Genomic DNA, 19,172 nt, shown 5'->3' with positions numbered 1-19,172 from the left:
TTATACTATGGGGTGAAGATAGATGGAACGATTACAAAAGGTGATAGCACATGCTGGACTGGCTTCCCGCCGTAAAGCAGAAGAGTTGATTTTAGAAGGTAAGGTAAAAGTGAACGGCAAAGTAGTGAAGGAATTAGGTGTGAAGGTGGGGCCTAATGATAAGGTTGAGGTTAATGAAGTCCCGCTTGAAAAAGAAGCCCCGGTTTATTTCCTATTCTATAAACCGCGCGGCGTCATTTCGGCAGTTTCTGATGATAAGAACAGAAAAGTAGTAACGGACTTTTTCCCTTACATCAATGAACGGATTTATCCAGTTGGCCGCTTGGATTACGATACTTCGGGCTTATTGATTTTAACGAATGACGGAGAATTTGCAAACACATTAATGCATCCGAAGCATGAAGTGGACAAAGTGTATGTGGCAAAAGTGAAAGGTATGCCTTTGCGTGAAAGCTTGAAAAAGCTGGATAAAGGTATCAAGTTGGAGGACGGCAAGACTGCTCCAGCCAAGACAAGGGTATTGTCTACCGACAAGAAAAAGGAAACGGCCATCGTTGAAATCACAATACATGAAGGCAGGAACAGGCAAGTCCGCCGGATGTTCGAAGCAATTGGCCATCCCGTCATTAAATTGAAGAGGGAACAATATGGTTTCTTGACCTTGGACGGTTTAACAGCAGGAGATTCCCGGGAGCTGACTCCACATGAAGTTAAATTAATGCGGACATTAGCAACGACCGAGCCTAAACAGCGGAGAATGTAGATAAGGATTTTTCCTGTATTGATAGGTTGAAACCACTACCTCATTCTTCTCCTGGAAGAATGGGTGGTGGAAAACAACCTGTAAATACCTTTTCCTTCATGAATCGGGAAAGAATGTCACAAAACCTTCAGAAATGTAAATAAAAAGGACATGGCGTTAAATGGTATAATGGTATGGTTAAATTTAGTGTGGCCTTAGGAGGATCTCTATGGATAAAAAGAAGCGACGCCTAATTAGCAGAACCATCATTCTCCTGCTTTTAGGTGCAGCTTTAGTGTTTGCCCTTTATACGAACTTCACTAAAGATAAGAATGAGAGTCTGAGAAAAGGATCCGATGCACCCAATTTCGTCTTGACTGATATGGAAGGCAAAGAGCATAAACTTTCCGATTACAAGGGAAAAGGCGTCTTCCTGAACTTTTGGGGTACATATTGCAAGCCGTGTGAATATGAAATGCCTTATATGGAAAATCAATATAAAAACTTTAAAGACCAGGGCGTTGAGATATTGGCGGTTAATGTCGGGGAATCTGACTATGCTGTCAATAATTTCATTACAAAGCATGATCTTACCTTTCCTGTCATGATCGATAAAGGTAGGGAAGTGGAAAATGCTTATCGCGTGGATATATTGCCTGTCACCTTTTTGGTTGATAAAGAGGGGAAAGTGATAGATATCATCACCGGAGCTTTGACAGAAGAGAGCATCCAAAAGCATATGGAGAGAATTAAACCATAATATTGGGGAGTTTTTGACATGAAAGAAGTAAAGTGCGATTGTGGTCATGTAAATCCGTTTGGCACAAACATTTGTGGGAAATGCGGTATGGTGCTTGATAACGAAAAAGAAAACAAGCTTATTGATATGAGATATGAAGGAAGTGCCAGGCGTTCACAAACATATAAAAAAACGATCATCGATAAAATATGGAACTTCTTTTCTTCCGTTAAGGTCGGGGTGACGCTCATTGTCATTGCCTTGATCGCTTCAGCTATCGGGACGATTTTACCCCAGGAAATGTACATCCCTTCAACAGCTACGCCTGCAGAGCATTATGAACTGGAATACGGCTGGTTCGGAATGGTGTATTATGAACTCGGGTTTCATAACTTGTATAGTTCATGGTGGTATTTGATTATCATAGGCATGCTGGGCATATCACTATTGATTGCCAGTATCGACCGGTTCTTTCCGTTATATCGATCGTTAAAAAAACAAGGGGTCACACGCCATGACGGGTTCATGAAACGTCAGCGGATTTATGGGGTGACAAAGCTGGAAGACCAAGATATAAACCTTGAAGAAGTAAAGGATAGACTAAAAAGGCAGCGTTATCATATACGTGAGGAAAACGGTCATATACTTGCCGAAAAGGGTCGTTTTTCACGTTGGGGACCCTATGTAAATCATATTGGACTTATCATTTTTTTAATTGGAGCATTATTGCGTTCCGTCCCTGGGATGTATATCGACAAAGTACTTTGGCTGCGTGAAGGCGAGAGAAAAGAAATCCCGGGTACAAATGGTGAATACTACCTCCAGAATAATGAATTTACCTTAGAGGTGTATGACAAAGAGAATGAAGAAGATGAGCAGTACAGTGCTGCAATTGATAAAACCGGTACGATCGCAAAAACCTATCAATCCGATGTTACGCTCTATGAGCGCAAGGGAGAAACCTTACCAGGGGAAAAAGTGGACCTTGAAAAGCTTAAAGATTATAAAATCAAAGTCAACGAACCTTTGAAACATGATCATTATGCTCTCTACCAAGTAGACTATAAACTGGATGAGCTCAGCACGATGGCTTTTAATTTGATAAATAAAAAAACTGAAGAGAAATATGGCAGCTTAAAGGTTGATTTGAACAACCCTCAAAAGAAATACGAGTTGAAAGAAGGATATTCCGTTGACTTGATCAGTTACTTCCCCGATTTCGAGTTCGATGAAAAAGGCGAGCCTAGAACGATATCGAAGATTCCGAATAATCCAGCATTTATCTTTAAAATGCATACTCCGGATAAGCCAGAGGGTGAAGTCAGTTTCGTGGCAATTAAGGAGACTGTGGAGCCTTTAGGGGAAAACACTTATAAAATGGCTTTTAATGGTGTGGAAACCCAAGATGTCACGGCTTTGACCGTCAGGAAGGATTTAACGCTTTGGATCCTATTCACGGGTGGAATCATCTTCATGATCGGCGTTATCCAAGGGTCTTATTGGAATCACCGGCGTATATGGATTAAGAGGAAAGATGATGAGATACTTTTGGCCGGCCATACAAACAAAAACTGGCACGGCATTAAAAGAGATATAAAACAAGCGATAGAATCAACATCACTTTCCGAACCAATGGATCAACTTGAAGAGGAGAAATCTTCTAGTAAGGGGGAAGTTTTAAATGGCTGAACTAAGCAGTAACCTTTTATATGCGGCTTTCATTTTATATCTGATCGCTACCTTTTTATTTGGGGGATCGATCAAGGATAAACGGGGAGCGGAGGAAAAGAAACAAAACAAATGGGCTAAGCTGGGCATTTTCATCACCATTATCGGATTTGCAGCGCAAATCGGGTATTTCATCACAAGATGGATTGCTGCCGGCCATGCCCCGGTAAGTAACCTGTTTGAATTTACGACCTTTTTCGGAATGATGCTGGTCGGTGCTTTCATACTAATTTATTTTCTTTATAAAACACCTGCCCTTGGGCTATTCGCTTTGCCGATTGCGTTATTGATAATCGCATATGCAAGTATGTTCCCTACAGAGATTTCGCCACTCATCCCTGCCCTGCAGAGTGATTGGCTTCATATTCATGTAACGACTGCAGCGGCAGGACAGTCAATCCTTGCCATAAGTTTCATTACTGCCATCATTTATTTAATCAAATTCGTCGATCAGACACAATCAAGCAAAAGAACGTTCTGGCTTGAAACCATCATGTTTACATTAGTCTGCACCCTCGGTTTCGTCATCATCACTTCTTCTTTTGCTGCCATGGATTATAAGGCGAATTTTGATTGGGTCGATAAACATGGTGCCGAGGTCAAACAGGAATTCAACCTGCCGGCATTGGTAGGTCCAAATGAAGGGAAACTCATCGAGACGGATCGGTTTGAACCACTGGTGGACATGCCTGCACTGATCAATGCCAAGAAACTGAATACTGTAATTTGGTCAATCGGTGCGGGACTCGTCCTGTATGGTTTAATAAGGTTGATTGCTCGCAAAAGAGTGGCAGCATTGATTAAACCGATCGTTAAAAATGTGAATTTGAATTTATTGGACGAGATTAGTTATCGTTCGGTCCTTATCGGTTTTCCGATCTTTACACTCGGTGCCCTCATTTTTGCAATGATCTGGGCTCAAGTGGCCTGGACACGATTCTGGGGCTGGGATCCGAAAGAGGTCTGGGCACTGGTTACTTGGTTGTTTTATGCGGCTTTCTTGCATCTGCGCATGTCAAAGGGGTGGCAAGGGGAAAAATCAGCTTGGCTTGCCGTAATCGGTTTTGCCATCATAATGTTTAACCTGATATTCGTAAATCTAGTTATTGCTGGTTTGCATTCATATGCTTGATTCTGTATTGTAATATTTAGATGAAGGGGGTCTTTTGATAGAAACGTCGATGAGTTGGTTTATCGGTTTTTCTGGAAAATGATCCCTTTTTTTCGTCACTCCCTTTAATAAAACAATATTTCGTTGAAATAGCATTTATGAACTCTTAGTAGCGGTCGAAGTCTTTTTTTGTGACAAAATGGTGAAAGGTTCATGGAAGCCATGCGAAATACGCTTTTTATCGTACTTTGTGAGGAAAAAGTATTAGTCATGGAAGTTTTCATTTTGTAGAATATATGAATAGGAGGCTGATACATAATGTATAATGCTATTAAAATTCTCGTGGTGGATGATGAGGAAAGAATCCGTCGGCTGCTAAAGATGTATTTGGAAAGAGAAGAATACATGATCGATGAAGCTGAAAATGGAGATGTTGCTTTAACAAAAGCCCTTGAAAATGATTATGATTTAATTTTATTGGATATTATGATGCCTGGTAAAGATGGAATCGAAGTTTGCCGTGAGTTAAGGGAAAAGAAAACGACACCGATTATCATGCTGACTGCTAAAGGTGAAGAAGTGAACCGCGTTCAAGGGTTCGAAGTGGGGACCGATGATTATATCGTAAAGCCTTTCAGTCCCCGTGAAGTCGTGTTAAGGGTTAAGGCTTTATTACGTCGCTCATCAAGCACAAGTTACATGCAGACGGAAACGACGGCAAAAGATGTGATCGTCTTCCCGCATCTAACCATTGATAATGATGCCCACCGTGTACTTGCGGATAACAAAGAGGTTTCATTAACACCAAAAGAATATGAATTATTATATTTCTTGGCGAAATCCCCAGATAAGGTTTTCGATCGGGAGCAATTGTTAAAAGAAGTGTGGCACTATGAATTCTTTGGAGATCTTCGAACTGTAGACACGCATGTTAAACGCTTACGTGAAAAATTAAACCGCATATCCGAAAACGCAGCCAAGATGATTGTCACCGTTTGGGGTGTAGGTTACAAGTTCGAAGTCGTAAATGACTGATGCTATGGGGCAGTGTTGTAGGGAAGCTATGGGCAACGATCCTATTGCTCGTTTCGTTTGTATTAATAGTTTTAACCGTTCTGCTGGTCGAATTCTTTGAGAATTTCCAAATTGAAAATATTGAAAATGATTTAACCAAAACCGCTGAACAAATCATTAAGGTTACCAATGAACATCAGGGATCCAGCAATGAGGTTTTACAAATAGCTTCGGAACTAATAGGCAACGAAGCGAAAATGATCATTCTTAATGATGACAAAATGATATTCTCATCCACCGGAGGAGATAATGAGTTCGAAATCACACCGGAACTCATAAAAAAAGATTCTGAATTACTCAAGGTTTTTACGGAAAGAAAGACTGTGAAAAAGGAGATGGCGCTTTCCGATGATGCGGGTAACGAGGGATTGTCAGCAATCGTAGTAGGCATTCCACTTGAATTGAATGGGGAACAGGATGAAGTTTTTCTATTTCAATCGTTGGAGTCCATGGAAGAAACCACAAAATCCACTACACAGTTCATTTTATTGGCAGCGGGCATCGCCATTATTTTGACAACGATTTTTGCTTTCTTTTTATCCACAAGAATCAATGCCCCATTGGTGAAGATGAGGGAAGCCGCCCTAGCGATTGCCCGAGGGAAATTTGATACAAAGGTTCCAATTCTGACTCAAGATGAAATCGGTGAGCTGGCCATAGCGTTTAATCAGATGAGGAAGCAGCTGAAATTCAATATGAATGCACTTAGTCAGGAAAAGGAACATCTCTCAAGCATTCTTAGCAGTATGGCAGATGGGGTCATTACCTTCAATAAAGATGGAACAATTCTTGAAACGAATCCGCCCGCGGAAAGGTTTCTGCAATCCTGGTACTTTGAAAAGGGCTATAATCGGGAAGATAATGTGAATGTCCCCTTGGTTTTAATGAATCTTTTTGATGAATCAGAATCCTTCGATAAGGAGAAGGTCGGTGAAATCACCTTGCAGGGCCGTGATTGGGGATTGATCGTCAGTCCGCTATATACAAATGCCGACAATATTCGGGGAGCGGTGGCCATCATACGGGATATGAGTGATGAAAGACGTATGGACAAACTTAGGACTGATTTCATAGCGAATGTCTCCCATGAGTTAAGAACGCCGATTTCAATGTTGCAGGGGTATAGTGAAGCGATTGTAGATGACATTGCGAGCAGTGAAGAGGAAAAGGTGGAAATGGCCCGCATCATCTATGATGAGTCTTTGAGAATGGGACGTTTAGTCAATGATCTGCTCGATCTTGCTAAATTGGAATCGGGTAAAATGAACCTTAGCTATGAATGTGTACCTATTTCTCCTTATTTAAAGAGGATTACAAGTAAGTTTTCCGGGCTGGCTAAAGAAAAAGGGATCACAATATCAGCCAGTCTTGAAGATGATCAAATTCAATGGCATTTCGATCCGGACCGTATTGAACAGGTTTTGACCAATTTAATTGATAATGCGATTCGTCATACTCCTCCAGGAGGTAACATTGATGTCATTCAGAGGACAAGTGATCGAAGGGGTCTGATCATTGATGTGAGGGACTCTGGATCTGGAATTCCCGAAGAAGATCTGCCTTTTGTTTTCGAGAGGTTTTATAAAGCGGATAAAGCAAGGACCCGCGGGCGTTCGGGCACCGGATTGGGTTTGGCAATCGTAAAAAATATAATCAATGCCCATGATGGCTTCATATCGGTAAACAGTTTACCTAATAAAGGGACAACGTTCAGTTTTATCCTGCCTCGAATTATGGAGAATGCTGAATGAATGACGGGTGGCTTGCCAAAAAATCTTGTTTCATAAGGAACTGAGAAGACAAAGGCAATTGGATTTCTTTCCAACTTGTCTTTGTTTTTTTTTAGGAAACAGATAAGTCCCGAATCTGTGGAAATTAACGGAATTTTATAATAAGATAAAAGCCGAAGTATGTAACTTTTGTTTAGGTTTGACGACTATATTTATGAACGGATGTGGGGAAATGATGGATTCCGTTTTCCACGATCTTTATGAGAAATATCATCAGGAAATTTATCAATTCATTTTTTATATGACAAAGAATCGAGAAACGGCTGAGGACCTTGTTCAGGAGGTCTATATCCGGGTGATGAAGGCGTATGAACGCTTCGAAGGAAAGAGCAGTGAAAAAACGTGGATGTATTCGATTGCTAGAAATGTGACGATTGATTACTTTCGGAAACAAAAAGGGTGGAAAGACAAAATCTTTCCTAACTTTGATTGGGATAGGCAATTGATAAAAGATAAAGAACCCATTCCCGAAGAAGTGGCTATCATGAACGATGAAATCCAAGATATTTATCAATGCTTAAACCGGTGTACCACGAATCAAAGATCCGTCATCATTTTACGATATATTCAGGGATTGTCCATTACGGAAACTGCTGAAGTATTGAATTGGAGTGAAAGTAAGGTAAAAACAACCCAGCACCGTGCTTTGAAGGCTATTAAAAAGTTGATGGAGGATTTATCAGGAAAGGAGGGCCACCGCATTGAGAAGATCCCGTTGGAAAGAAAGCGAAATTGAAGACTTGCTCCGAGAGCTTCCGAAATTTAAAGATGACCGAACCAAGTCAGAGGTGTTTGCGAGAATACATGATAAAAAGAGAAAGAAACACTGGATACCTCTAATTGCGGGTGTTGCCTCCTTATGCTTAATGGTTGTTTTGGCATCATCGTTAATTATTGAAAAAAAAGGAACGACAAGTCAAGAAGGCAGCGGCAGTAGTGGGAAATTATCTCTATCTGAAAATAAGGAAACGGCAGATCATGAACGGCAGGATGCAAGCAACAAAGAAAATCCTCCAGAAGATAAACAGGATTATCAAGAGTTTTCGAGTAAGCAAGCAAAAATCGAATCCAAAGACGAGGTTTCAGAAATGGAACCCGGAAAAGGGAAAAAGGAAAAAAACTTTGCACAAGCGATCTATCAAGATGACCTAAACAATGCATCGATCATTACGATGGGTATCCCAGATGATCAAATGAATTTCATCGTTCCCGTTTCAATGAAACTCAAACATTATGATCAAAATGATACATTGAAACAGTTAGTTAATCAAATGTCCGATATTAATGAAGAGCGATATGGGCTATCTGACTATTTTCCACTTGATATAAAGATAAGCCAAGGAAACGATACGGCAACTGCTCATATTGATTTTCAAGAAAAAAGCCAACTATTGGATGAAGATACACTTTTTCTCCATTCGATGGAGGTAACGCTTTCCTATAATAATATAGAGAAAATGACATTTTCTACAGATGGTAAGCAAGGTGCGATGTTTGCGCATGCGGGATATTTAAAGGAGGTGGATATACCTCATCAAAAAAATCGCACATACCTGCTTTACCAAAAGGATGAGTCCTCCCCAAGGTTTCTTGTTCCAAGCAATATGGGATATCAGGACTTTGAGGAGGCGCTGCAAGCTGGAAAAGGGGAGGCAGACATCGAGGGAATTTCACCTGCAATCCCGCCTGACCTGAACTGGGAAAGGATAAGCTCTAATGGAAATCTTGTGATCATTCAATTATCAGATCAAGCTGCTATTGAAAATAGTGAGGAATCCCTTCAAGCTTTAGAAGCCATACTCTTCATAGCTAAGGATTTTGGCTTTGAAAAAGTGAAATTTGAAAATGCTCCTATTGAAGAGGTGGGCCAGCTGAATTTAACTGAAGACATATTGGTGCCCGAAGCACCGAACCAGGTGAATTGATGCAGGAAGCCAAGACTAAATGATGGTACGTTATCAACACCCTGACTATTTGGCAAAAGCCCCTTGCATTAAGAAAAAAGTGCCCGCGCTGACGGGCACTTTTTTTCTTATAATGAAATACGGGCCATAAACGTAATTTCTTCTGTTTCCATTAAAAATTGTTTCATGTTATCTTCCAATGGTAAATCGAAGCTCAAAACCATGATGGCTTCCCCGCCAGCTTCTTTTCGGCCAACCTGCATGGTGGCGATATTCACTCCGTGATCACCCAGGACCTTACCTACGTTACCGATTACACCAGGTTTATCGGTATGCTGGATATAAAGTAAATTCGGTTCTGGATGAAAGTCGATTTTGAAACCATTCAAACTTACAATTCGAGAACCGTAATTTTCGATATACGTCCCACTGATTGTTAATTCACGGTGGTCACCTTTTACTTTAAGGCTGATCAAATTCGAGTAACCTAAAGAGTCTGTAGAGATTTTTTCACCAACGGTTATGCCACGCTCTTTTGCGATCAACAAGGCATTCACTTCATTGACTGATGCATCGACTCTTGATCTGAAAAATCCAGAGATTAGACTTTTTGTAAGAATCGCTGTATCGAAATCCAATGATTCACCTGCATACGTAACGGAGATTTCCTGAATTCCTTCATTCATGCACTGAGAAGCAATGGATCCCATTTGCTGAACAAGTTGATAGAATGGCTGTACCTTTTCAAACACTTCTTTAGATATGGCTGGAAGGTTGATCGAACTTGAGACTGGATTTCCTTCGAAAAAGGTCAATACTTCTTGGGCAACCTGTACGGCAACATTTAATTGGGCTTCTTTAGTGGAAGCACCCAGATGCGGTGTAGCAATGACGCTATCCAATTCAAGCAGTTTATGGCCAAGTGGAGGTTCTTCGACGAAAACGTCCAGTGCAGCCCCTCCAACATGTCCTTGAACTAACATTTCATATAAATCATCTTCGTCCAGAATACCGCCCCGGGCGCAGTTCAGTACATAAACCCCTTTTTTACAGGTAAGCAGTTTTTCTTTATTGATTAATCCTCTTGTTTCATTCGTAAGTGGTGTATGAACAGTAATGATGTCTGCTTTAGGAAGCAATTCATCTAACGGCAGGGCCGTTACGGACATTTTCTTTGCACGATCGACAGTAAGGAACGGATCATAGACAATGACATCCATGCCGAATACCTTAGCGCGTTTGGCAATTTCCCCTCCGATACGTCCAAAGCCAACTATTCCTAATGTTTTACCACGCAGTTCAGTACCCGTATATGAAGAACGTTTCCACTCCCCATTCTTCAGTGAAGCATAAGCTTGCGGAATGTGGCGCATTAATGAAGCCATCATGGCGAATGTATGTTCCGCTGTTGAAATGGTGTTGCCGTCAGGTGCATTAACCACGACAATCCCGCGTTTTGTCGCCGAGGGGATATCTATGTTATCAACACCGACACCAGCGCGTGCTATAATTTTTAGCTGCGGCATACGGTTCATTAAATCCTCCGAAACCTTCGTAGCACTTCTTACAAGAATTGCATCAATCTGATCAAGTTCGTTTGCAGCTTCCTCTACGGTCTTTTGAATGAGATGAATATTGGATGCCTCAGATAGCGGTCCGAGTCCTTCTGGTTTAATGGCGTCTGCTACTAAAATCCGATACACGTCTAAACACCTTCCTAGGAAAAAATTATCTTAAATTTCAGTTAATTTTACAATTGAAATGCTGAATATGTCAATTTGGCTTAACTGGATGTAAGCGCTTAATAGGATGGTTATCTTCTGATCATCTGTTTAATGTCGCGATATAAATGGCTTCATCAAGGATTGAATAATATAAAAAATAATTTTCAATATTATGAATTTTAATTTTGTGCCTCCACTATTTGTTTTAAGCCATTCACTGTGACGATCGATATTCATCCTGAATGAATCAACTGAGAAAAAAAGTGCTATCAAAAAACAGGTAATTCAGATATAATGGGAAGTATAAAAAATTTTATAGATCTATCTTCGGGGCGGGGCGAAATTCCCCACCGGCGGTGATGAAGGAAATTCCTCTTCTAAGCCCGCGAGCCTTACAAGGCAGGATTTGGTGCGATTCCAAAGCCGACAGTATAGTCTGGATGGGAGAAGATGGAGGTTCCTGAGTGCGTTTCAACAGTTATTTGCTGAACGTTTGTTTGATGTAACCTTTAATTTATCCCTTTAATTCTATTGGAATTAAAGGTTTTTTTATTGAGCATCAACATATTTTGGAACCCTAACCTCTTTTTCAGGTAGATCGGAAAAGAAGGAGAGAGACCTATGAAAAAGAACAAAGTGAAAAAAACGGTCACACTTGCCATGATGGGAAGCATTTCTTATTTATTGATGCTTTTAAATTTCCCGTTTCCGGGATTCCCGCCTTTTCTCAATGTTGATTTTAGCGACATACCAGCACTGATGGCGGCATTAATTTTCGGACCGATGGCTGGAATTCTAGTCGAGTTCATTAAGAACCTATTGGATTTAGTCATGACAGGGACCTTGACTGCTGTACCTGTGGGGCATATCGCTAACTTTATAGCCGGAATACTGTTTGTCTTGCCGACTTATTATGTATTTCAGAAAATCAATTCAAAAAAAGGGATGACATTCGCTTTACTTGCGGGGACAGTTTCCATGGCAGTATTCATGAGTGTTTTAAACTATTATGTCTTTTTACCGGCTTATACTTTCTTTATGGGATGGGATGCAATGTCGGCACCAGAGTCAAGAAAGCTCGTTACGACGGCAATCTTGCCTTTCAATGTGATAAAAGGCGTACTCATCACATCTGTATTCATGTTGCTGTTCATTAAATTACAGACATGGATCAATAAGCAAACATTATATAAAAATGCTTAATGGCATTGACGATAGAAATAAAAAAACAACCGATATTCGTATTCGGTTGTTTTTTTATGCCTGATTAATTTTGGTATGGGGAGATGGCAAAAGAAAAGCCATTTTCGATTGAAAATGGCTTGTACGTTATTCGAATTTAAGTGCATCTCCGTCAAATGCCTCATCAGCAACTTTAATAGAATCCGTTGGGCATCCTTCAAATGCATCCATCATGTCATCTATAAGTACATCAGGAATTTCAACGATTCCCTCGTTATCGTCAAGGGTAACAAATGCAATCCCTTCGTCATCGTAATCATATATATCTGGTGCCGCTGCTCCGCAAGCCCCACAAGCTATGCATGTTTCTTTATCCACAATAGTAAATTTAGCCATGAATATAACCCCTCCTAAGTTGATTGACAACTGATAATCTTTTTATTTCAGATTATTATCTCTTTCTTATTGTAAGACCCAATGCCAAACTTTTCAATAGAAATTGTATTGATAATAACTATCATGTAGCACAATGTCAACGGAAAACATCGATACAATTAACTTGGTTCTTTCCATGATTCGTCATTTAGTCACATAATTTCCCTTGTATTCATTAATAATAACGGCGATTTTTGCAGTTATTTGTTACAATGGGTTTATTGGTTAAATGAAACAAGGATGTGAGTCCCATGAATAATTATCTACAGGCCATCATTCTATATGCGATAAAAAAATTTCAAGGCGAACGCTCCATTTATGCTATATACCATATGCTGCAGGGGAAGAAATCGTCACAAACAATCCAGGATGCCCATTTATTCGGGCTAACGGATATTTTTGGGACAATACCTCGATTTACCCGTCAGCAATTAAATCAAAACATTGAACATTTACTTAAGCATGACTTGATTAATTTAACAGATAAACCAGATGCATATGAAATTAGTATGCAAGGAGAGGGAATATTAGTCGATTACTTTAAAAATAATCCTTTTCCGGCGTATATAAATGGTTGGAAGTATCACAATATCACCCCGGTTTTCTGGGGAAGGTTAAACTTACTCATTCAAACCATATCCCATATTGTCCACAATGAAAGACGTTTTTATCCGATACAAAGAAATCCTAAAATCCAATTCTTCGTAAAGGAATTTTTACATGCCAATCGTCAGGATCGAGCGTTGATTGCCCAACACCTATATGATGAATTGATAGCCCTTTTAGAAAGTCAAAGTGATATGAAACGAGACATTTTCATTTTGAAAATAACCGGGATTAACAGGATTGGACTTACCTTTGAACAGATTGCAAAAAGGAAAGACGTAGAAGAAGAGTATGTTCGCTTTACTTTCCTTGACTCATTGCATCAAATGCTTGCTGAAATGGAAACGGGAAAGGATTACCCTCTCTTGTCCACATTAACAAATGATTGGAAAAGTAGTGGGAATCCTCATTTGACACAATCTACAAAGACTACTTTACGATACATCCAGGAAGGGAAAAGTCTGGGTGAAATAGCTGAAATCCGCAGATTGAAAGTCAACACCATCGAAGATCACCTCGTAGAAATTGTCTTATCGGACAAGAGTTTTCCGATTTCAGATTATGTGACTATCGAGGATGAGCGGAAAATTGCTGAAGCAATTAAGGAACTTGGAACGAAAAAGCTTAAAGCAATCAAGCAGATGGTCGATAATAAACAGATAAGCTTTTTCCAAATAAGACTTGTACTTGCGAAAATAGGTGAGTGATGATGAATATAGAACGAGTCCTCAAAGAAAAATTCGGTTTTGATGAATTCCGTCCTGGACAAAAGGAAGTGGTTGAATCATTGATGTCCGGCAATCATACCTTAGCGATGCTACCGACCGGATCAGGTAAATCATTATGTTACCAGCTGCCGGCTTATCTTTTTAATAAGACTGTCCTAATTGTCTCCCCGTTATTATCATTAATGCAGGATCAGGCAGATCAACTGAAGATGAGTGGCGAAAAAAGTGTATTGACCCTCAACTCTTTTTTGACATTAAATCAAAAAAGGAAAGCTTTCGACCGGTTGCATAGTTATCGTTTTATCTTTTTATCTCCTGAAATGCTAAGCTTGGATGGTGTGATAAAATCCTTGAAATCCATAGATATAGGCTTGTTCGTCATAGATGAAGCACACTGCATCTCACAATGGGGGTATGATTTCCGTCCGGATTATTTGAATTTAGGAGAAGTGAGGCGTGAATTGAGCAATCCGTTGACTCTTGCCCTGACAGCAACTGCAACCGATGAGGTCCGGAGGGACATCGTTGGTAAACTCAATATTGAGCCGGTCAATGAAACGGTCTCTTCTGTTGATCGGGAAAATATTTCAATTATTGTCGAGCGAATGTTCAGCTACGATGAGAAGCTAGCACGTGTGCTGGAGCTTGTCAGGAAATTTACCGGAAGCGGGATTATTTATTTTTCCTCTAAAAAGGTGGCAGAATATGTCACAGGGTTTTTACAGGAAAACGGGATCGATAGTGTCAATTATTATCACGGTGGAATGGAACAGGAACAAAGGTTGCTCATTCAGCAGCAATTCATTTCCGGCCAGTTAAAGATTATATGTGCAACAAGTGCTTTTGGAATGGGTGTGAATAAATCCGATGTCAGATATGTTATCCATTTTCATATCCCATCGACGATGGAATCATATCTTCAAGAGATAGGCAGGGCGGGACGGGATCGGAAGCAAAGTGTGGCTGTCTTATTATATAGCGAAGGGGATGAAGGGCTTCCGCTGCATTTGATGGAGCAACAGTTGCCTTCGGATTCGCAAATCGATGGTGTATGTTCATTCCTTAATGCATCACAAAAGATGCCGGGGAATTTGACCCTCTCAGAAAAAGAACAGCTATCTCAATCCTTTTCGTTAAACGAAGTCCAGCTGCGTTTTTTTACCCAGTTTATTACGGGCAATAACCAGAATCAAGTGGCTGAGATGAAAGAGTATTGTCAAAAGAGGAAATCCAGGAATCAAGAAAAACTGCATAAATTCCTGCACTGGATCTATGCACCGGAATGTCGACGTTTAGGAATACTGGACTACTTTGGAGAAGAGCATCGGGAAGTGAATCCTATCTGCTGTGATATTTGTGGGATGGATACCGAAAAAATGGTTGATGTATGGCCGGAAGTCAAGGTGGATCCGGTTAATTCCTTTTCCTCGTGGAAAAAGGAATTGGCTTATATCTTATTAAAGAAGGAAAATGGCAATGAAAAATAAGCAAGCTGAAATGATTAAACAACTTACAGATAAACAGTTGCTATATAATTTGTTTCTTACACAAATTATTCTCTTAACGTTAGCCATCTTTTTAGGTATTATTTTATTTAAAGACCGTTCTGCCTTTTTCGACTTATTTATCTATGATGACCTGAACATTTTGCTGATTGGAATTCCCGCAGGAGTCATTGTCGTGCTATTAGACTTATTGCTTATGAAAGTGACACCCTCTTCCTATCAGGATGATGGTGGTATTAACGAACGCATTTTCAGTAATTTGTCATACCCGATGATTTTTGTCGTAGCTTTAGTGGTAGCGATATGCGAAGAATTATTATTCCGTGGAGTGCTGCAAACACATTTTGGTTTGCTTCTTACGAGCCTCATTTTTGCAGCCGTTCATTATCGTTACCTTTTTAATTGGTTTTTATTTTTAAATGTTTTGGTTTTGAGCTTCTTTATCGGTTTTCTATTTGAAATGACTAATAATATCATCGTGACGATTACGGCCCACTTTTTGATTGACTTTATCCTTGGTATTTTAATCAGGAACAAAAAGCAAAGAGGGTTGAGCAAGAAAGGGGGTGACTTGAATGAGCCGGGTACAAAAGAATGAAAAAGAAAATGATCAGGCTGGTGAACTTCGTTCGCGAATTGAACGTCAGAAGGCTAAATCATCATTGCCCAAGCGCAGCAAAGTCCACCAGAATAAAAAGAAAAAAAGTAAAGCGAAGATTAAGTTCCCAATGATACAATTATTAGCGTTATTTTTTATTTTGCTTCCAATTGGATTTTATACCCTTTATACATATCTGCAGGATAGGCCTGTACCTGTTACGAAAAATGACCAAGTCGTCTTAAAAGAGGAAGATAAAGAATCGATTCCTACTACAGCAACGGCAGAAGATTTAAAGGGAAAAGAGTCGGCAAAGGCTGACGAGGAGAAGGAAAAAGAAGAAGCAGAGGCTAAAGCCAAAGCGAAGCAAGAAGCTGAAGAAAAGGCCAAAGCGGAGCAAGAAGCTGAGGAAAAGGCCAAAGCGGAGCAAGAGGCTAAAGCCAAAGCGAAGCAAGAAGCTGAGGAAAAGGCCAAAGGGGAGCAAGAGGCTGAAGAAAAAGCCAAAGCACAGCAAATAGCTGACGAAAAAGCAAAGAAGGAAGCAGCAGATAAGAAAAAATCTGCCGAAAATGTTCAAGCCGCGAAAACGGATAAAGAGGGATACAAAGTTGTCTTACATACTGTTCAAGGTCAAGAAACATTATTTCGCATTTCCATGAACTACTACAAATCCCAGGAAGGGATTGCTCTGATCAAGGAGTGGAATGGGCTGAATGGCAATGAAATTTCCAAAGGGCAAGTATTGAAAATTCCGATCAAGAAATAACGATGGCACTCTGTCTTTATAGGCAGGGTGTTTTTAAAATTGCTTGACTTGGCCCGGTATGAAGCCAAACGTGACAGGTACTTAATCATTTTTTCCTCTATTCTTTCATATCATGATTTGAAAAGAGTAGAGGGGGAAATGCGATGGAATCGACAATCATTTTATTGGATGAGAAAACGGATCAAGCAACAAAACAAATGCTGCAGAATGTCGTGGATCGAAAGAAAAAATTCGAGGCACTTAAAAAGAAGCACCTGCAAAGCTTATGGGCAACCATGATTGTTGCTGCCCTTTTTATGATTTATCTTTATTTATATATCGTTGTACCTTATTCCTATTCCTTTTTCAGTATGTTTAGTGTTTTCGTCGATCATTTTAGCCATTTCCTTTTTTTGGCGGCAGCAATTGGCCTATACGGATATATGGTTTTAATTAAAAAAAAGCTTGATAAAGCTGAGAAGGAGTTTCAACTGCTACGCTGTGAAATCATTAATAAAAGTAAGCAATTATGGGAAAAAGAGGAAGAATGGAAAAATCGCCATAAGGTTTTTGAAATGATGAAGAAGAATTATGATATTAACTTATATCATGAAAATAAATGATGGGCGCGTTAAATCATATTTAATTGCGGGTAATTTGGTTTTATGGTTATATGAAAGTACGTTTGGGATAAGGATGGAAAGAAGGTTTAACTAAGATGTATTGGTTATCTGGATTATTTTTAGTCATCATTCTGCTGTCATTTGCCACGGTCATTTACATGTGGCGTACGGCTATGCAAGATAGGGTGATTTTTCAAGACTTATATTTCAAAGACTTTCCAGAAGGCTTTGGCGATGTTCGGATTTTTTTCATTTCCGATCTTCATCGACGGATTGTTGCGGATAAATTAATTGAGGAAGTTCGTGACAAGGCAGACTTGGTGATAATCGGCGGTGACATTAGGGAAAGCGGGGTTCCCTTAGAACGTGTGGAAAAAAATATATTGAAACTAAAAGAACTTGGCCCCCTTTATTTTGTTTGGGGAAATAATGATTATGAAGGAGACTTCCATGAACTGGATGCGACTCTTCTGAAACATGGTGTGAAAATCCTTGATAATACAGCTGTTTCCTTTGAGTCTCAAAATGGCAGTAAAATAGCTCTTTTGGGCATTGATGATATATCGGAAGAACGTGATAGGCTTGACCTTGCACTGTCGGATTGCGGGAATGAAGGTTTTCGGATTTTGGTGAGCCATAATCCATTGGTCAAAAATCAGTTGACTCCGGAACACCATATTCGTTTTGTCCTGTCAGGTCACACCCATGGCGGGCAGATTCGCATATTCGGATTCGGGCCCTATCAGATCGGCAGCATTAAAAAAGAGGGGGATTGCTTATATATGACGAGTAATGGCTATGGGACAAGCGCAGTGCCTTTAAGGCTTGAGGCTAAGCCGGAAACGCACCTGTTCACCCTGAAAAGGGGGACGGACACTGAAATAGGCGAAGCGGTGGAAAAAACCTATTAGGCTGCTTTTAGACGAGCATATCGGGATTTTACAGACTTTGAAAAATCCACTATAATTTCAACAAATGATCGTACAGTTATTGGAGGCCTTGTAAAACCATGCAAGAAGGTAAATATAATATAAAGGCAGTTTCAAAACTGCTGGACATTCAGCCGGGAACCCTAAGGGCATGGGAAAGGCGCTATAAATTTATCGAGCCTGTCAGGAATGAATCAGGGCACCGGCTTTATACAGAAAAACATCTGCAAATCCTTAAGTGGCTCATCAATAAAACAGAGCAAGGTTTTACAATAAGCCAAGCCGTTTCACTTCTCGAAAGTACTGGCACTAAAGCGATTGGAGTTCCTGAAACGAACCGTAAGGATGAACAAACGGTTAAGTTATCGGATGAATTGATCGAAGCTCTATTAAATTTCAATGAAAATAAAGCCCATATGCTGATAAGCCAAGCATTCAGTATGTATACAATCGAACAAACCATAGTTGAAATACTCGGTTCAATATTGGTTCAGATAGGGGATAAGTGGGAAAGGGGAGAAATTACTTCCGCTCATGAACACTTTGCGTCGAACATCCTAAAATCCAGGATCAGTTCAGTCATGCATGCGATTCCGACTAATGGTTTCCTTCCGAAAGCCCTTACCGTTTGTGCTCCCGGTGAAAAACATGAATTTGGACTGTTGGTCTTCACCATTTTTTTGAAGCGGAAAGGGTATGAAACCATTTATTTAGGTGAATCCATTGCTGATAAGGACCTTTTCACCGTTTTAAACATCATAAAGCCCTCATACCTATTCATGTCATGTTCACTGAAAGAGAATCTTGATGGAACATTCATGCTGGTTGAAGCGTTAATAAAGGATTTCCCGGAGTTGAAGGTGGGTCTTGGCGGCGCGGCGCTGAGCCTTATTTCCGAAGAAAACCGTACGGCCTTCAGCGAAGTTTTAATGGGGGACACGCAATCTAAATGGGAGGAATGGCTGGTGAAATAATGGATATGCACCCTGCGACCAAGGCTTCATATGAT

At 40.1% G+C, this 19,172-nt stretch carries 18 protein-coding genes and 1 riboswitch; of the genes, 16 read left to right on the top strand and 2 right to left on the bottom strand.

Annotated features, from left to right (window positions below):
• The first annotated feature begins 22 nt into the window (after window positions 1-22).
• From rluB to ABC374_RS15415, 8 genes are all read left to right on the top strand, one after another.
• On the top strand, window positions 23-763 hold the full coding sequence (rluB, locus tag ABC374_RS15450; RefSeq protein WP_034308106.1) for a 23S rRNA pseudouridine(2605) synthase RluB: 741 nt from the start codon (window positions 23-25) through the stop codon (window positions 761-763).
• 208 nt (window positions 764-971) lie between these two features.
• Window positions 972-1,502 (top strand): thiol-disulfide oxidoreductase ResA, encoded by a 531-nt coding sequence (gene resA, locus ABC374_RS15445; protein WP_144478468.1) that lies wholly within the window; start codon window positions 972-974, stop codon window positions 1,500-1,502.
• Window positions 1,503-1,520: 18 nt separating this feature from the next.
• The gene (gene resB, locus ABC374_RS15440) at window positions 1,521-3,170 is read left to right on the top strand and encodes a cytochrome c biogenesis protein ResB (RefSeq protein WP_413018763.1); all 1,650 of its coding nucleotides are present in this window, start codon (window positions 1,521-1,523) and stop codon (window positions 3,168-3,170) included.
• Window positions 3,163-4,341: a c-type cytochrome biogenesis protein CcsB gene (gene ccsB, locus ABC374_RS15435; RefSeq protein ID WP_413018761.1), complete on the top strand. Its 1,179-nt coding sequence runs from the start codon at window positions 3,163-3,165 to the stop codon at window positions 4,339-4,341. The genes resB and ccsB overlap by 8 nt, the downstream gene beginning before the upstream one ends.
• Window positions 4,342-4,638: 297 nt before the next feature.
• Window positions 4,639-5,355, top strand: a complete 717-nt coding sequence (locus ABC374_RS15430; protein WP_101222452.1) for a response regulator — start codon at window positions 4,639-4,641, stop codon at window positions 5,353-5,355.
• Window positions 5,352-7,145, top strand: a complete 1,794-nt coding sequence (locus ABC374_RS15425) for an ATP-binding protein (protein ID WP_350302907.1) — start codon at window positions 5,352-5,354, stop codon at window positions 7,143-7,145. The genes ABC374_RS15430 and ABC374_RS15425 overlap by 4 nt, the downstream gene beginning before the upstream one ends.
• 214 nt (window positions 7,146-7,359) lie before the next feature.
• Window positions 7,360-7,920: an RNA polymerase sigma factor SigX gene (sigX, locus tag ABC374_RS15420; protein ID WP_098370848.1), complete on the top strand. Its 561-nt coding sequence runs from the start codon at window positions 7,360-7,362 to the stop codon at window positions 7,918-7,920.
• On the top strand, window positions 7,886-9,109 hold the full coding sequence (locus tag ABC374_RS15415; RefSeq protein ID WP_413018759.1) for a hypothetical protein: 1,224 nt from the start codon (window positions 7,886-7,888) through the stop codon (window positions 9,107-9,109). Before sigX ends, ABC374_RS15415 begins: the two co-directional genes overlap by 35 nt.
• Before the next feature lie 107 nt (window positions 9,110-9,216).
• Here ABC374_RS15415 and serA read toward each other — a convergent pair whose 3' ends face one another.
• Complete coding sequence (gene serA, locus ABC374_RS15410) at window positions 9,217-10,791, bottom strand: phosphoglycerate dehydrogenase (RefSeq protein WP_413018757.1); 1,575 nt, start codon at window positions 10,789-10,791, stop codon at window positions 9,217-9,219.
• Between the two features lie 340 nt (window positions 10,792-11,131).
• Window positions 11,132-11,268, top strand: a riboswitch (FMN riboswitch).
• A 165-nt stretch (window positions 11,269-11,433) separates the two neighbouring features.
• On the opposite strand from serA, the gene ABC374_RS15405 reads away from it, so the two are divergent.
• Window positions 11,434-12,015 (top strand): ECF transporter S component, encoded by a 582-nt coding sequence (locus tag ABC374_RS15405; protein ID WP_101222448.1) that lies wholly within the window; start codon window positions 11,434-11,436, stop codon window positions 12,013-12,015.
• 126 nt (window positions 12,016-12,141) lie between these two features.
• Here the strand turns inward: ABC374_RS15405 and ABC374_RS15400 are convergent, their stop codons facing one another.
• Window positions 12,142-12,390 (bottom strand): ferredoxin, encoded by a 249-nt coding sequence (locus ABC374_RS15400; protein ID WP_034308087.1) that lies wholly within the window; start codon window positions 12,388-12,390, stop codon window positions 12,142-12,144.
• 290 nt (window positions 12,391-12,680) lie between these two features.
• Between ABC374_RS15400 and ABC374_RS15395 the strand changes: the two genes are divergently transcribed.
• The 7 genes from ABC374_RS15395 to ABC374_RS15365 all read left to right on the top strand — a co-directional run bounded on the left by ABC374_RS15395 (window position 12,681) and on the right by ABC374_RS15365 (window position 19,137).
• Window positions 12,681-13,742 (top strand): YpbB family protein, encoded by a 1,062-nt coding sequence (locus ABC374_RS15395; protein WP_413018755.1) that lies wholly within the window; start codon window positions 12,681-12,683, stop codon window positions 13,740-13,742.
• 2 nt (window positions 13,743-13,744) lie between these two features.
• Window positions 13,745-15,250, top strand: coding sequence for a RecQ family ATP-dependent DNA helicase (locus ABC374_RS15390; RefSeq protein WP_413018753.1), 1,506 nt, complete (start codon window positions 13,745-13,747; stop codon window positions 15,248-15,250).
• The gene (locus tag ABC374_RS15385) at window positions 15,240-15,866 is read left to right on the top strand and encodes a CPBP family glutamic-type intramembrane protease (protein WP_413018751.1); all 627 of its coding nucleotides are present in this window, start codon (window positions 15,240-15,242) and stop codon (window positions 15,864-15,866) included. Before ABC374_RS15390 ends, ABC374_RS15385 begins: the two co-directional genes overlap by 11 nt.
• Window positions 15,844-16,632, top strand: a complete 789-nt coding sequence (locus ABC374_RS15380; RefSeq protein WP_413018749.1) for a LysM peptidoglycan-binding domain-containing protein — start codon at window positions 15,844-15,846, stop codon at window positions 16,630-16,632. The genes ABC374_RS15385 and ABC374_RS15380 overlap by 23 nt, the downstream gene beginning before the upstream one ends.
• Window positions 16,633-16,775: 143 nt before the next feature.
• Window positions 16,776-17,234 carry a YpbF family protein gene (locus ABC374_RS15375; RefSeq protein ID WP_350299385.1) on the top strand — a complete coding sequence of 153 codons (459 nt, stop codon included), beginning with the start codon at window positions 16,776-16,778 and terminating at the stop codon, window positions 17,232-17,234.
• A gap of 95 nt (window positions 17,235-17,329) precedes the next feature.
• A complete protein-coding gene (locus ABC374_RS15370) occupies window positions 17,330-18,145 on the top strand; it encodes a metallophosphoesterase (RefSeq protein WP_350299384.1) in 816 nt (271 codons plus the stop codon).
• Between the two features lie 98 nt (window positions 18,146-18,243).
• Window positions 18,244-19,137, top strand: coding sequence for a MerR family transcriptional regulator (locus tag ABC374_RS15365; protein WP_350299383.1), 894 nt, complete (start codon window positions 18,244-18,246; stop codon window positions 19,135-19,137).
• The last annotated feature ends 35 nt before the right edge of the window (window positions 19,138-19,172 follow it).

Origin of the sequence: Peribacillus phoenicis, from assembly GCF_047238085.1 — a bacterium.
Lineage (GTDB): Bacteria > Bacillota > Bacilli > Bacillales > DSM-1321 > Peribacillus.
The sequence above is the reverse complement of the archived record's forward strand: the minus strand, read 5'-3'. Positions and strand labels throughout refer to the sequence as shown.

Excerpts from the sequence above, each read along its gene's own strand:
- rluB (WP_034308106.1), top strand. The coding sequence starts at position 23 with ATGGAACGATTACAAAAGGTGATAGCACATGCTGGACTGGCTTCCCGC.
- resA (WP_144478468.1), top strand. The coding sequence starts at position 972 with ATGGATAAAAAGAAGCGACGCCTAATTAGCAGAACCATCATTCTCCTG.
- resB (WP_413018763.1), top strand. The coding sequence starts at position 1,521 with ATGAAAGAAGTAAAGTGCGATTGTGGTCATGTAAATCCGTTTGGCACA.
- ccsB (WP_413018761.1), top strand. The coding sequence starts at position 3,163 with ATGGCTGAACTAAGCAGTAACCTTTTATATGCGGCTTTCATTTTATAT.
- ABC374_RS15430 (WP_101222452.1), top strand. The coding sequence starts at position 4,639 with ATGTATAATGCTATTAAAATTCTCGTGGTGGATGATGAGGAAAGAATC.
- sigX (WP_098370848.1), top strand. The coding sequence starts at position 7,360 with ATGGATTCCGTTTTCCACGATCTTTATGAGAAATATCATCAGGAAATT.
- ABC374_RS15405 (WP_101222448.1), top strand. The coding sequence starts at position 11,434 with ATGAAAAAGAACAAAGTGAAAAAAACGGTCACACTTGCCATGATGGGA.
- ABC374_RS15400 (WP_034308087.1), bottom strand. The coding sequence starts at position 12,390 with ATGGCTAAATTTACTATTGTGGATAAAGAAACATGCATAGCTTGTGGG.
- ABC374_RS15395 (WP_413018755.1), top strand. The coding sequence starts at position 12,681 with ATGAATAATTATCTACAGGCCATCATTCTATATGCGATAAAAAAATTT.
- ABC374_RS15390 (WP_413018753.1), top strand. The coding sequence starts at position 13,745 with ATGAATATAGAACGAGTCCTCAAAGAAAAATTCGGTTTTGATGAATTC.
- ABC374_RS15385 (WP_413018751.1), top strand. The coding sequence starts at position 15,240 with ATGAAAAATAAGCAAGCTGAAATGATTAAACAACTTACAGATAAACAG.
- ABC374_RS15380 (WP_413018749.1), top strand. The coding sequence starts at position 15,844 with ATGAGCCGGGTACAAAAGAATGAAAAAGAAAATGATCAGGCTGGTGAA.
- ABC374_RS15375 (WP_350299385.1), top strand. The coding sequence starts at position 16,776 with ATGGAATCGACAATCATTTTATTGGATGAGAAAACGGATCAAGCAACA.
- ABC374_RS15370 (WP_350299384.1), top strand. The coding sequence starts at position 17,330 with ATGTATTGGTTATCTGGATTATTTTTAGTCATCATTCTGCTGTCATTT.
- ABC374_RS15365 (WP_350299383.1), top strand. The coding sequence starts at position 18,244 with ATGCAAGAAGGTAAATATAATATAAAGGCAGTTTCAAAACTGCTGGAC.